Below are 14,080 nucleotides of genomic sequence, written 5' to 3' on the forward strand. Positions count from 1 at the left end.
AATAAATAATGTTTTTTCGCTGTGGTGATAAATATCATGATGCCAGACACTTGTATATGACCGCAGTCATACCTTACACTTAATTGTTGTGAGTAATTTTAATAAAAATTAAGCAATGAAAAAATCGATTATCATTTTAGGTTTGGTTGGGCTCGCGCTGGTTTCTTGCAAGAAAAATGAAACAGCAACCACAGATTCTGCTACAACTACCGAAGCTGTAGGTCAGGGGCAGGAAGCTGTTCAGGACGATGTCTCCAATCCAAACATTGTACAGCTGGCGGCAAAAAATCCGGATCTATCAACTCTGGTTACCGCAGTGAAAGCGGCAAACCTCACCACCTCCCTCAGCAATGCGGGTCCATTTACGGTATTCGCTCCACTGAATTCTGCTTTCGAAAAACTTCCTGCAGGCACTGTTGAAGGTCTTCTGAAACCGGAACAGGCTGATGCTTTATCTGATGTTTTGGGATATCATACTTACGTTGGGGTTATTAAAGAAGAAAATATGACTGACGGACAAAGTTTAGGAATGGTAAACGGTAAAAATATTACGATTACGATTGTAGACGGTAAGCCGGTAATCAACGGAAAGGCGAAAATTGTAGCGACAGTTCCTGCTTCGAACGGCGTTGTCTATGCGATCGATGAGGTACTACTTCCGGAAAAATAAATTCTAAGTTTGTTAAATTTAATTGTAGAAATAGCTCTCAAAAAAATTTTGAGAGCCATTTTTTATTTATGAAAAGTTGCAGTTATTAATTCTGTTTCTTCGTCTTTAAATTAATAAAGATAATCAGCAGCGCAACAAAAATCAGTAAAGAAATATAAAGAAGGAAATGGTTTGCATAAGGAATCGAAATATACTTTATCGAAAAAATGCCCATCAGTCCCAGAAGAAGTTCATTAAGGAAAATCCCTAATAGGAAAAGCTTCAGCCCTAACAGCAGCGTTTTCGAAATAGTGAAGAAATTAGTTGCCAGAATCTGGTTCACCAGAAACGTAGCGATACACATCAGCAGAACCAAGTGCAGATAAGCGATTACGACATTACGGAACCCAAAAGCAAACTGGTTTACCGCAGGAATATTTGACCCCAACTGCAGCGCAATTTTCACGGCAAATGCAAAACCTACGAATAGCAGTACAAACCTGTGCATTGGCGACCATTTTAGGACAAGATTGGTCCAGCTTTTTTTTACAAAACCATAAAGTATAATAGCACCGGCGGTTTGGCCAAGTGTTCCTAAAACGATTACCGCGAAGATCATAGCAGGCAGCTTCATCCATAAGAACGAAAGACCTACGCCTATCAGACAGCCAAAAAACATCAGCCAGAACAGCAGTTTATTTTTTTTCTCAGAAATGGGCGAACCCGCCTCCTTCATTGAATAAAGCAACAGACCGATGCAGGAAAATATAAAGAATCCGTTATACTGAAAATGAAGAAAATAATATTCTGAAGCCAGATAAAGATCCTGATTTATGTTTTTTGAACTCATCATATAAGCCAGGTTGAAAACACCAATCGAAGAAATCACGGCAAAAAATAATCCGGCAAGAAACCAGATTTTGGAGGTATCCTGAATTTTTCTAGCATCCACCACGAAGAAATAACAGAATACAAAACTAGCTAGCAGTGCGGTTGTAGAAGCTACAATCGACGCCCAAAAATAACCGCCGTAGATAAACGTACCGAGCATTGCAAAAGATGCGGCAAGGTTAATGACGATTAAATATTCATACTTTCTGAGCTTAACCAAAGGGTTCACTTTGCTTATATAATGCACGATAAGCACATACAGCACATTGGTGATCCAGCCATAAAACGCAAAATGAGAATGAGCTTCCTGAAGATGTTTCTGATCCAGAAACGGAAAAGAAAATTGGATTTTATAACGCATGATGACACCCAAAAGCGCCACCAAAAAGAAATTGAAAACTGAAAATTTTAGCCAGAACGTGCGATGCATCAATAGTATATTTTATGATTAATGAGCTGTATTTTTTGTTCCCGTTCCATTTTTTTCACGTTACGGATCACGGTTTCTATTGCCAGTCCTGTAGAATTTGCAATTTCTTTACGCGTAACGTCGATAATTGTTTTTTCACTCGGCTCTAAACCTATAGTTCTCTTATGAAGATTGAGAAAACTTAAAATTCTTTCGTGAGGACACTGGTGAACAATCGATTTTAACCTCAGCGTCTTATCATAAGCTTTTTTGGCGATCTCGTTCGTAAATTCAAAAAGAATCTCAGGATTATCAAGCATGAATTTTTTGTAAAGACTTTGACTGAAACTGAAAATCTCAGCACTTTCACTTGCAATTACAGCATTGGCAGGATACCTTTCGGAGAGTAGGAATGGCGGTTCGCCGAGAAACTGGTGCTCATTCACCTTATTAATTAAAAATTCTTTACCATCGGAATCGGAGTTAAAGATCCTGATTTCACCTTCTGTAAGGTAATAAAGGTTTAAAGCCATTTGATCTTCCCGGAAAAGGGTATCCTTTTTTTTAAGATAAATTACAGGAACCTTGTTTTTTAACAATATTTCTCGTGTGAACATAGGCAAAGTTTGTCACAAATTTAACGTAAATTTATCGTTCTGCCTATGATTTCACCCCGAAAAGTGGGTAAAATTTTCCTATTTTTGGGGAAAATAAGAGACTGAAACGTGGCAAATCAATTTAATCCCCGAGACATCACCTGGTTATCATTCAACGAACGTGTGTTGCAAGAAGCGATGGACGAAAACGTACCCCTCCATCTGCGCATCCGCTTTTTGGGAATCTTTTCAAATAATCTTGATGAATTCTTCAGGGTACGCGTGGCCGGATTAAAACGTGCGATGGATTTCAAGAGCAAATATATTTCCGAATCTTTCTACCAGCAACCTACCAAAATCCTACAGCAGATCAACGAAATTGTAATCCACCAGCAGCAGAATTTCGATAAGACGTGGAAAAAAATCCAGATGGAAATGGCAGAACAGAAGGTTTTTATACGAACCGCAAAAAATCTTTCACCTGCACAGGAACGGTTTGTCAATGAATATTTTGATGAAGTGGTTGAAAGCAACGTGATCCCGATCTTGCTTCATGACAATGTTCCAATGCCCTATTTACGGGACAAATCTCTGTATCTCGGCATAGCGATGCGCAAAAAAGATTTCTTATACGAAACCAAATTCGCCATTATCGAAATTCCGTCCAGGGAAATCGGACGTTTTGTTTTGCTTCCATCTGAAAATAAGGACGAAAAAAACGTAATGCTGTTGGAAGATGTGATTACCTTTAATTTGCCGCATATTTTCTCATATTTTGGTTATGATGAATTTTCGGCTCATTGTTTTAAAGTAACCAAAGACGCAGAATTTGATCTCGATAATGACATCAAAACTACACTCGCTGAAAAGATTGAAAAAGGCATCAAATCCCGAAGAAAAGGCAAACCTACCCGTTTTGTTTTCGATAAAGAAATGGATAAATCTTTGATCGAATTCCTGATTCGAAAACTGAACTTAACGAAGAAAGACAGCATAATTCCTGGTGGAAAAATTCATAATTTCAGACATTTCATGGATTTTCCGGACGTTTTCAAAACCTATACAAAACCGGAAGAAAGAACCTCTTTCGACCACCCGGAATTCGTTGGAAAACGGGTAACTGACGTGATTCAGAAAACTGATGTTTTGCTTACTTTTCCGTATCACAAATTCAATCCAGTTATCGATTTGTTGCGGGAATCTGCGATGGATCCAGATGTAAAAACCATTCAAATCACTGCTTACCGATTAGCAAGTCATTCGAAAATTATCAATGCATTGATCAACGCTGCCCGAAACGGTAAAGAGGTTACCGTTATGCTGGAACTACGCGCCCGTTTTGATGAAGAAAGCAACCTGATTTGGAAAGAGATTTTGGAACAGGAAGGCGTGAAAGTTCTGGTCGGAATTCCCAATAAAAAAGTGCATGCGAAGCTCTGCGTAATTAAAAAAAGAGCGCACAACAAAACCATTCAATACGGATTTGTAAGCACCGGAAACTTCAACGAAAAAACTGCGAAGATATATGGTGACCATTTGCTGATGACCTCAGACAGAGGTATTATGGCAGACATTAATAAAATATTCAATATACTGCGGAAACCCAAAGAAGATATTTTGCCAACTTTAAAAACTTGCAAAAAACTACTGGTTTGTCCGCAATTTATGCGTGAAAAAATCATCGCTCACATTGATCGAGAAATCGAAGAAGCCAAAGCTGGCCGCAGATCGGAAATGATTATAAAAACCAATTCATTGAGCGACAGAACTTTAATTGAAAAATTATATGAAGCCGCAAGGACCGGCGTGAATATCAGATTGATTGTTCGTGGGATTTATTGTGCGGTCAATCAAAAGGAATTTAAAGAAAAAATAAAAGCGATAAGCATCGTTGATGAATATCTGGAACATGCACGGGTAATGTATTTCTACAATAAAGGAAATGAAGATCTTTACATTTCTTCCGCCGATTGGATGACGCGAAACCTGGATTACCGAATTGAAGCTGCCGCAAAAATCACTCAGAAAAACTTAAAAAAAGAATTGAAAGATATCCTGGAAATTCAGTTGAGCGACAATGTGAAAGCCCGAATTCTCGACAAAAAATTGCGAAACGAATATGTGAAAAACGATCATAAAGAAATTCGTTCGCAGATAGAAACCTATCACTACCTGAAAAACAAGGTTCCGAAAGAATAAAAAAATTAAGCCCGAAAGTTTCTTCGGGTTTCTTTTTTGTCACGGTTCTTGAAATGTCAGGACAAAAACACTACATTTGCAACACTTTTAGAAAAGGGAATTGTGTGTAAATCACAAACTGTCCCCGCAACTGTAAATCACGCAAAAAATTGTTTCGAATAAAACCACTGGAAACGGGAAGGTGAAAACAATGTGAAAGTCAGGAGACCTTGCTAAAAGCACGATTATTAAACGCTTTCGGAGGAAAAGTCGTGAATTGCTGAATGTTCAGTTCAGTACTTTTACCTACATTTTTTTCCGATAAGTAAACCTTTAACTCAATTTAATTTTTAATGAAAAAAAGATTAATTTTTGTTGGAGCAATGCTTGTCGTAAGTTCAAGTATTTTTGCCCAACAAGAAAACGAAACCCAAATCGAGGAAATCACTATTGCCTCCAAAACCAAACAACAGCTTTACAAAACCGGAAAAAATGTACAGCTGATTACCGAAAAAGATCTGGAAAAATACAAAGGCCAGGATCTTCCGAATGTGTTGAACCAAATTGCAGGGTTTCAAATCACTGGTAACCAAAACAACAACCAAGAACCAAAATCACTGAAAATTCGTGGCGGAAAAAGTGCCAATGTACTAATTCTTATCGATGGAGTTCCGTTGAAAGACGTCACTGGAAACGATTATGTAGTTTCCGATTTGCGACTGATTGCTTTGGAAAACATTGAAAGTCTGGAAATTTTGAACGGCGCGTCTTCGGTACTTTATGGAAGCAACGCGACGGTTTCTGTCATTAATATTAAAACGAAAAAATCTTCTGATAAAAAGATTGAAGGCCTTTTGGGAGCGAGAGCTGGATCTTTTTCAACCTTTGCGCAAAATGCTTTGGTTAAAGGAAAAATCAATCAATTCAATTATCAAGTTTCCGGGTTTAACGAAAAATCGCAAGGACTTTCGTCCGCGGAAGGCGAAAATTTCGAGAAAGATGGTTTTGAAAAACAGAACATCAATGCCAATTTTGGTTACGCCACCGAAAACTTCAATATCAACATCAACGGAGGTTGGAATCACCATCTTTTCAGCTATGACGAAGGCGCTTTCACGGATGGAAAATACCGCTCCGATGACCAACAAAGCTATATCGGCGGTAACGCAAATTACAAATACAAAAACGGCGAAATCACTTTGAATACTAGGTTTTCTGGGAATGAAAGATTGGGACAAAACTTCGTGGGCAACGAATACCAAGATCAGTTTTCCTACACCGGGCGTAATTTTTTCACCGAATTATTTAATCATTATAAGTTTTCAGAAAACATCAGTTTCACCGCCGGAATTCAGTTCGAAGACCAAAAAATGGGAGCCAAATCGCTTCCTTGGGGAGCAACTTCTTTGGTTGAAGATTTAAATAGAAACGATACCAAAACCAACACTTTCGATGCTTTTGCCAACGTTAATTTGAAATATCAATTCCTAAATTTGGATGCGGGAGCCAGAATGACCGATCATTCCAAGTTCGGAAATCATTGGGTTTATAGCGTAAATCCTTATATTTTAAAAGAATTGGAAACGTTGTATTTCAAAGTTGGATATTCCTATTCCACCGCGTTTATTGCACCGACGCTTTATCAAAATTATGGTTCGTTGCCTTATGTTTTAGCTAATTTCGACCTGAAACCGGAAACTAATTCTTCCCATGAAATCGATTTAAGCTTGGGTAAAAAAGACCAAAGTATTGTTTTCAATGCAAGTCTTTTCCAAAGATCAGAAAAAGATGCTTTCGCCTACGAAACGGTAGATTTCACCACTTTTGCAGGTCAATATAAAAATGTTGGCGACAATAAAGTGAAAGGTTTTGAACTGGGTTTGAAATATCAACTAAACGAAATGATCAATTTCGGTGGGAATTTTAGTTTTGTGGAAAAAGACAAAGAAGCGACCATGCTGAGACAACCAAAACAGCGCGTCAATTCTTTCCTCGAAATCCTTCCTTTTGCTTCCACAAGAATTAATTTGAGCCATCAGTTTGTTTCCAAAAGAATGGATTCTTACTACAATTCGGCAACTTTTGCTGTTGATCGCGTAGAATTGGAAAGCTATAATTTATTTAATTTAAACATTAATCAGAAAATCAATTCCAAAATTGAGGGCTATTTGAATATCGGGAATCTTTTCAATACTTCTTATGTCGATGTTGTTGGATTTACCACAAAACCAAGAAATTACACCGTTGGCGTGAATTATAAATTCTAAATTTTAAGGTTATATTGTTAAAAAAACACGGGCGCTTTTACTGCGTCCGTGTTTGTTTTTTGTTAAAATTACAATTGCAAAAGCAACAAAAACTTTTTTAAGTTATTCAAAAGTTTGCAAAACCATTCAACATAAGAATTTCTACTTTTTCATTCTTTTGGATGACTTTCTAAAATCACTATTTTTTGTAAATCTTTTGTGGTAAAAAAATTTCGCTTTACTTAAACAAGCTTCAATCCCAATATTTCCGCTTCTTTGATAACGAAATTTCGGGCTTGGTCTTTATCATTTTCAATTTCACCTTCCAAGATCGCTTCTTTCACTTTTTCCTTTAAAATCCCGATTTCTCTTCCGGGTTTTAGGTTGAAAAGCTCCATGATTTCTTCTCCCGAAATCGGCGGTTGGAAATTACGAACCTGATCTTTTTCCTCTACTTCCTTTATTTTCTGAGCAACATATTCAAAGTTTTTCTTGAATTTTTGCTGTTTCGATGCATTTTTCGTGGTAATATCTGCTTTGCAAAGCGTGAAAAGATCCTCCAAATCATCACCAGAATCAAAAAGTAATCGTCGCAATGCTGAATCCGAAGTTCCATCATCAATTAATGCAATCGGTCGTGACGATAGCTTCACCATTTTTTGCACATATTTCATATCGCTTCCCATCGGTAATTTCAGGCGGTAGAAAAGACTTTTCACCATTTTTGATCCCAAAAATTCGTGTCCATGAAAAGTCCAGCCGGTTCCTTCCACGAATTTTTTGGTGGGTGCTTTTCCGATATCGTGAAGCAAAGCCGCCCAACGAAGCCAAAGATTTTCGGTATTTTTCGAAATATTATCAACCACTTCCAGCGTATGCCAGAAATTGTCTTTATGCGTTTGTCCTTCTACTTCCTCAATACCTCGCAACGCCGTTAATTCAGGAATAATTATGGGTAAAAGTCCTGTTTCTTCGAGCAATTTCAAACCAGTTGACGGTTTTTCGGAAAGCATGATTTTGTTAAATTCCACCATAATTCTTTCCATGGAAACAATTTTGATTCTTTCCGCTTCCTTCTGGATTGCCCGAAGTGAATGTTCTTCGATTTTAAAATTTAAAGTGGAAGCAAAGCGAATCGCCCTCATCATCCTCAAAGGATCATCGGAATAGGTCTGGCTTGGCTCCAATGGAGTTCGAATAATTTTATTTTGGATATCTGAAATTCCATTGAACGGATCGATCAGTTCACCGAAACTATCCTTGTTTAGGGAAATCGCTAATGCATTAATGGTGAAATCTCTGCGTTTTTGGTCATCTTCCAAAGTTCCGATTTCAACCGATGGTTTTCGGGAATTTTCGGCATAGCTTTCTTTTCGGGCACCTACGAACTCCAAATCTAAACCTTCGTGTTTGAACATTGCGGTCCCGTAATTTTTGAAAACGGAAACCTTTAATTTTGGATTGATTTCTTTGGCAACCGCTTTGGCGAGATCCATCCCATTTCCTTCGGTAACAAAATCGATATCTGTAGGAGCTTTTCTTTTCATAAGAAGGTCTCGCACATAGCCGCCCACGATAAAAACGGACTGGCTGTTTTTTTCTGCAGTTTCAGAAATGAGTTTGAAAAGCTTGAAATTTTTATTTTGAGTAATATTAATAAGCATAGCAGGAATTCCGATCCCGGAAAATTTCTGCAAAGATAACAAAATAGAAAAACCTGCATTTCTGCAGCTTCGTTTATTGTATTTTTTTATTTTCATCGATGAGCCAATCATCGATTTCTTCTTCGAGGTACGAAGTCTGGAGTTTGATCGCATCCAGAAAATCATCGGGGATATTTGAAATGTCCGTATTCTCCAGATTCCATAATTCATCGGACATCAATTCGTACTCGGAATAAATTCTTTTGAATCTCGGACTTTCCTTTTCCAAAGCTTCAATTTTTTGCTTGTGCGGAGTAAATTTTCGGTACTTTCTAGGAGTGTTCATGAGTTTTGCGTTTAGTTTTTATCGAAAAAAAATTGTTCAATTTGGTGTTCTAAGATAAAAACCATTCTCACAAACGATTGAAAATGAAAATTTTATCAGATAATATTTCTTATTTGGAAAAATAAAGTTATACATATTTTCGAAATAAAAAAATATTTTAACAAGTTTTCTTATTGTTTAACATATAGTTATAAATTTGCACATACTCTTTTTTATGAAAGAACTTTTAATAAAACAGAAACAGGTTTTGTTTTTCATTATTGCTGGTGCACTGAGTGCTGTTGTAGAAATCGGTTCGTTCAAAATACTGAGTTTATATTTGCCGAAAATATTTATTCATGAGAATAATTTTCATGGGATTCACTATCCCTTAAGCAATATTTTTTCGACATGTTGCGGAATTGTTACCAATTATTTTCTTAGTATTTGGTTTGTTTTCGAACGGGGAAAACATTCCAAAAGAAAAGAATTTGCTTATTTCATGTCGGTTTCTTTTTTATCAACGATTTTGAGTTTAATTGTTTTTCAAATGTTTTTCCGTTTTGTATTTACGGACGTTATCAATTTAGGATTTTTTGTATTTAGCCAGGAAATGATTAGTAAAATTGCGGCAATATTATTGGTTTCAATGTTGAATTACACCGTAAAAAAGAAGATGATTTTTAACGGATAATTTCCTCAGAAAAAGAAAAAATTAAATGAAAAAAATCTTGAATTATATATGGCGTGGCTGGATGATTATCTTGGGAACTGTGCTTACCATCATCCTAGGAATCCCGGTTTTGTTGCTATCAATAAGGAAAAAAGATTACAAATATGCTTACCAATTTATCCGACTTTGGTGTTTTGGAATGTTTTACGGAATGGGATTTCGCTACGAACTGAAAAAACTGACCGATAAAAAAATTGATAAAAACACGCAATACGTTTTCATATCAAACCACACCTCGATTACGGATGTGATGCTTCCCTGTATTTTAATGCCGAACCATCCGCTTTGCTATGTTGGAAAAAAGGAATTGGTGAAGATCCCGATTTTTGGCACCATTTACAAAAGGATCTGCGTGATAGTGGACAGAAATTCTGCAAAAAGCCGCGCCGATGTTTACCGAAGATGCGCCGAACGTATGGAAGAAGGCCAAAGCATCGTTATTTTTCCTGAAGGTGGCGTTCCGGATGATACTTCAGTGGTTTTGGATCATTTCAAAGATGGCGCGTTTATTTTGGCTTCAAAACATCACTCTCCTTTGGCGGTATTCACGTTTGTTGGGTTAAAGGAAATGTTTCCGTTTGATTATTCGAAAGGTTTTCCGGGTAAGGTGAAGGTCTATTTTAATGATATTTTGCCTCCAGACAAATCGACAAGTGACCTAAAAGCGCTGGCTTATAGCGCAATAAAAAAGACTTTGGAAAACTCAATTTGAGAAAATAAATAGTTATATTTGTTTTTAAGAAATTATAAACAAATATGTCATCTAAAAATCAACCAACAAATTATCCTGCATTATACACTTTAATTTTAGTGTTTTTTTTCTGGGGTTTTATTGCAGCGGGAAATAGTATTTTCATTCCTTTCTGTAAAAATTACTTTTCTTTAGATCAGTTCCAATCGCAGCTTATCGACTTTGCATTTTATACCGCTTATTTTCTTGGAGCATTATTGTTATTTATTTTTAGTACGATTAAAGGATATGACATTATCGGAAAATGGGGCTATAAAAAAAGTATAGTTTACGGACTATTGCTTTCAGCAGTAGGCGCAGCAGTGATGATTGTTGCGGTAAAAGGCAATTTTTATTATGGCATGCTGATAGGGTTGTTCGTGGTTGCGCTAGGTTTTTCGATTCAACAAACTGCGGCGAATCCATTTGCTATTTTATTGGGAGATCCCAAAACTGGCGCAAGTAGGCAAAATCTGGCGGGCGGAATAAATTCTTTTGGTACTTCAATTGGCCCTATCATTGTGGGTCTTGCGCTTTTTGGCACCACCGCAACGGTAGATGATGATCAGATAAAACATTTGACTCTGGATAAAGTTATTTTATTATATACGGCAGTTGGTGCTCTATTTATTATTGCGGCTGGTATATTCTATTTCTCTAAAAAGCTTCCTGCCGGTATCTCATCAGAACAAATAGAAAAAGCTGGAAAAGCCAGAACGAATTTAATCATAATGAGCTTATTGGTTCTCATTTGTTTTGTGCCTGTTTTTGCGACTTACAATTCTGACGAAGCAAAAAAAATTGAAGTGTTAAATAAAGATATAAACACCCTAAAAACTGCGTTATTAGAAGAAAAAGATTTTGCTAAAAAAGAATTAATAAATCAAAGTATTGGAACAAAAAATACTGAGTTACAAACCATAAAACATCCGCTGGAAAAAACGAGGATGATTTATTTGATTGGTGCTTTATTAGCGGTAGTTGCTTCGCTTGTGTTTGCAAATTTCAGTGCAAAGAAAAATCCTGAAGGTTGGGGAGCAATGAAATATCCACAACTTGTATTAGGAATGATTGCAATCCTTGCCTATGTTGGTGTAGAAGTAGCAATTGGGAGTAATTTAGGAGAATTACTAAGTTTACCAGAATTTGGGGGATATCAATCATCAGATTTGGCACCGTACATTTCAATGTACTGGGGCAGTTTAATGATCGGTCGATGGACAGGAGCAATAAGCGTTTTTAATTTATCGAAACAGCAACAAATCATCGCAACCATCGTAGTACCTCTCATCGCATTTTTGGTGATCATCGGCATTAATACAGTTGCACAAAAAGATATGTCGCATCTTTATCTTTATGTAATTTGTGTTGCCATACAAATTTGCCTATTTCTGCTCACCAAGAGCAAGCCAGCATTAACCTTAATAATATTTGGACTATTTGGAGTAACGGCAATGATTATTGGTTTGTTAACAACCGGAAATATTGCGATTTATGCGTTTCTTTCCGGAGGTTTAGCTTGTAGTATTATGTGGCCTTCAATTTTTGCTTTGGCGGTTACCGGTCTTGGAAAGTACACGGCACAAGGTTCGGCATTCTTAGTAATGATGATCTTAGGAGGTGGGATTATTCCTCCACTACAAGGCAAATTATCGGATATTATCGGTATTCACAATTCCTATATTATTCCGGTATTCTGCTTCGTATATATTACATTGTTTGCCTATTTGGCTAAAAAAGCACTTAGCAATCAAGGGATCGACGTTGACGATTTAGAAAATGAAAATGCACACTAATCGATCATATTATCAAAGAAAAAGGTTTTGGGCGGGTATTCTACTTGCCCAATTTCTTTTGTTCTACTTATTCTCGAAAATACCTTTTTTCATCAACGTGTTCTCGAGTTTTTTTGAATGGCAAAAGACAACTCATCAAAAACTATTTGCGCCAATACCATTTTCTGTAGGTGATATTTTCTATGTTATTTTAGCAGCAACGATTCTTATATTTCTATTTAAAATTTTAAAGAAGAAAACCCGAAACACTTATTTAGTAAAGCTTTTAGTCATTTTAAATTTGGTTTATTTCAGCTACCAAATTTTCTGGGGACAACTCTACTTTCAGAAACCCCTTATCGAAAAATTACCACCCGAAGAAATCTCTTTGGAAGAAACAAAATCTTTAACCTTAAAATACCTTAATCTTTGTAAACAGACCCGTGAATTGGTAAAAGAAGACGAAAACGGGGTTTTCAAAATACAGGATTTATCAACGATAGAATCCGAAATTCTGTCTCAACAAAAACAGTTTCCCAAGTTTCTCATCGGGAAGAAAAGCACAATAATCAATAATTTCAAACCCAGTTTATTTCGCATAATTATGAGTTATAGCGGGATTTTGGGTTACTATAATCCATTTACCGCAGAAGCGCAGTACAATGCAGAATTGCCCTCCACTCATATTCCTTTTACTTTGGCTCACGAAAGTGCGCATCAATTGGGTTTTGCCAGAGAGCAAGAAGCCAATTTTATCGGTTATCTTTTAGGCAAAAATTCCAAAAATTCGGAATTGAAATACAGTGTTGAGTATTTTGTTTTGAGGTCTTTATTGAACTCATTAGTAGAAAAAAATCCTCAATTTGTGAAGAAAGTACTTGAAGATTACTCACCTGCGATGAAAAGAGATCGAATTCATGAAAAAATGTTTGCCCAAAAACACGATGGAATTCTTTCAATTTTCTTCGACCTCAGCAATGATCTATTCCTGAAAAGCAACCAACAACAAGGTAGCATCACCTACTCCTATTTTGTAGATTTGATGGTGCGTTACGAGAGACTGAACAAGTCATAAAAACAAAAAAGAATCGCATCTTGCGACACGATTCTAAAAACACAAATGATGAAAAAAAATTTATTGTCTTTTTGATAATTGACATCATCTCTAAGACGGCGTAAAATTAATACTTATCTTTAAACTTACAAAATTATTGGAGCAAAAAACTATCACAAATTATGTTAAATAAATTTTTCTGCTAAAAATTTGAATGTCGAACAATTATAACGAATAATCTTAAATTAGAAATTCTATAACAGGTTCGAAGAAAATACCATTGAACAACCGAATAATTTTCATGCCTATTTTTGGAGTCGAAACATGGTTGATGTAAACTAAAAAAGCCCAGCAAATGCTGAGCTTTTTTTGTAGCGAAGACGGGAGTATAGATTAATTTCAATAAACAACCATAAATATTTATTTTATTGTTTTTTAACATTTTACAATATTTTATAACACAATGAAAAACATTAAAACCCAATGAACAATCCCAAATTTAGTCCCCGATTTTTGAAGGAGGGACTAATAAAAATTACCCAAATTGAATTATTATTAGGTTTTGATATTGTCTCTGTCCCCCAATGATATAGAGACATACGCCCCCTAAAATTTATTTTAATTATCATTAGTTAGTCTTTCCTTAACAAAACCCACTATTTAATTTATATTTAAAAACAGGATTAGAAAACAGCATAATTTGTATCTTATAAAATAAGAAAATAATTTTCTGTTTCAGTAGTTCCATCATTTTCTTCATGTTCCAAGCGGTTGCAGCTAGTTTGCAGAATGTTTTGGAATTTGCTTTGGACTGCATACCGTAAAGGACGAACTCCCCGTTGCGTCTGACT

General features: G+C 36.2%; 12 protein-coding genes and 1 riboswitch. Of the genes, 7 read left to right on the forward strand and 5 right to left on the reverse strand.

Annotated features, from left to right (window positions below):
• Positions 1-115 precede the first annotated feature (115 nt).
• Positions 116-670: a fasciclin domain-containing protein gene (locus tag AP75_RS11570; RefSeq protein ID WP_031504693.1), complete on the forward strand. Its 555-nt coding sequence runs from the start codon at positions 116-118 to the stop codon at positions 668-670.
• An 85-nt stretch (positions 671-755) separates the two neighbouring features.
• Here the strand turns inward: AP75_RS11570 and AP75_RS14510 are convergent, their stop codons facing one another.
• Both AP75_RS14510 and AP75_RS11580 read right to left on the reverse strand, forming a co-directional pair.
• Positions 756-1,970: a hypothetical protein gene (locus tag AP75_RS14510; RefSeq protein WP_185116483.1), complete on the reverse strand. Its 1,215-nt coding sequence runs from the start codon at positions 1,968-1,970 to the stop codon at positions 756-758.
• On the reverse strand, positions 1,970-2,566 hold the full coding sequence (locus tag AP75_RS11580; protein ID WP_088264798.1) for a Crp/Fnr family transcriptional regulator: 597 nt from the start codon (positions 2,564-2,566) through the stop codon (positions 1,970-1,972). The genes AP75_RS14510 and AP75_RS11580 overlap by 1 nt, the downstream gene beginning before the upstream one ends.
• A gap of 108 nt (positions 2,567-2,674) precedes the next feature.
• On the opposite strand from AP75_RS11580, the gene ppk1 reads away from it, so the two are divergent.
• Together ppk1 and AP75_RS11590 are read left to right on the forward strand one after the other, a co-directional pair.
• Positions 2,675-4,744, forward strand: coding sequence for a polyphosphate kinase 1 (gene ppk1, locus AP75_RS11585; protein ID WP_088264800.1), 2,070 nt, complete (start codon positions 2,675-2,677; stop codon positions 4,742-4,744).
• 32 nt (positions 4,745-4,776) lie between these two features.
• Positions 4,777-4,974, forward strand: a riboswitch (cobalamin riboswitch).
• 102 nt (positions 4,975-5,076) lie between these two features.
• A complete protein-coding gene (locus AP75_RS11590; protein ID WP_088264802.1) occupies positions 5,077-6,990 on the forward strand; it encodes a TonB-dependent receptor in 1,914 nt (637 codons plus the stop codon).
• 221 nt (positions 6,991-7,211) lie between these two features.
• On the opposite strand, the gene AP75_RS11595 is transcribed toward AP75_RS11590, so the two are convergent.
• On the reverse strand, positions 7,212-8,633 hold the full coding sequence (locus AP75_RS11595; RefSeq protein WP_088264817.1) for a CCA tRNA nucleotidyltransferase: 1,422 nt from the start codon (positions 8,631-8,633) through the stop codon (positions 7,212-7,214).
• 73 nt (positions 8,634-8,706) lie between these two features.
• A complete protein-coding gene (locus AP75_RS11600; protein WP_031502095.1) occupies positions 8,707-8,958 on the reverse strand; it encodes a hypothetical protein in 252 nt (83 codons plus the stop codon).
• A 214-nt stretch (positions 8,959-9,172) separates the two neighbouring features.
• Between AP75_RS11600 and AP75_RS11605 the strand changes: the two genes are divergently transcribed.
• From AP75_RS11605 to AP75_RS11620, 4 genes are read left to right on the forward strand one after another with little or no spacing between them, the layout of a single operon-like run.
• Positions 9,173-9,631, forward strand: coding sequence for a GtrA family protein (locus AP75_RS11605; RefSeq protein WP_031502094.1), 459 nt, complete (start codon positions 9,173-9,175; stop codon positions 9,629-9,631).
• Between the two features lie 25 nt (positions 9,632-9,656).
• The gene (locus tag AP75_RS11610) at positions 9,657-10,382 is read left to right on the forward strand and encodes a lysophospholipid acyltransferase family protein (protein ID WP_088264804.1); all 726 of its coding nucleotides are present in this window, start codon (positions 9,657-9,659) and stop codon (positions 10,380-10,382) included.
• A gap of 44 nt (positions 10,383-10,426) precedes the next feature.
• A complete protein-coding gene (locus AP75_RS11615; RefSeq protein ID WP_031502093.1) occupies positions 10,427-12,196 on the forward strand; it encodes an MFS transporter in 1,770 nt (589 codons plus the stop codon).
• Entirely contained in the window at positions 12,186-13,250 is a 1,065-nt protein-coding gene (locus AP75_RS11620) for a DUF3810 domain-containing protein (protein WP_088264818.1), read from the forward strand. The genes AP75_RS11615 and AP75_RS11620 overlap by 11 nt, the downstream gene beginning before the upstream one ends.
• A 622-nt stretch (positions 13,251-13,872) precedes the next feature.
• Here the strand turns inward: AP75_RS11620 and AP75_RS14315 are convergent.
• Positions 13,873-14,046, reverse strand: a complete 174-nt coding sequence (locus tag AP75_RS14315; protein ID WP_158212081.1) for a hypothetical protein — start codon at positions 14,044-14,046, stop codon at positions 13,873-13,875.
• Positions 14,047-14,080 lie beyond the last annotated feature (34 nt).

The sequence above is a fragment of the Kaistella haifensis DSM 19056 genome (genome assembly GCF_000735695.2).
In the GTDB taxonomy this organism is placed as follows: Bacteria; Bacteroidota; Bacteroidia; order Flavobacteriales; family Weeksellaceae; genus Kaistella; species Kaistella haifensis.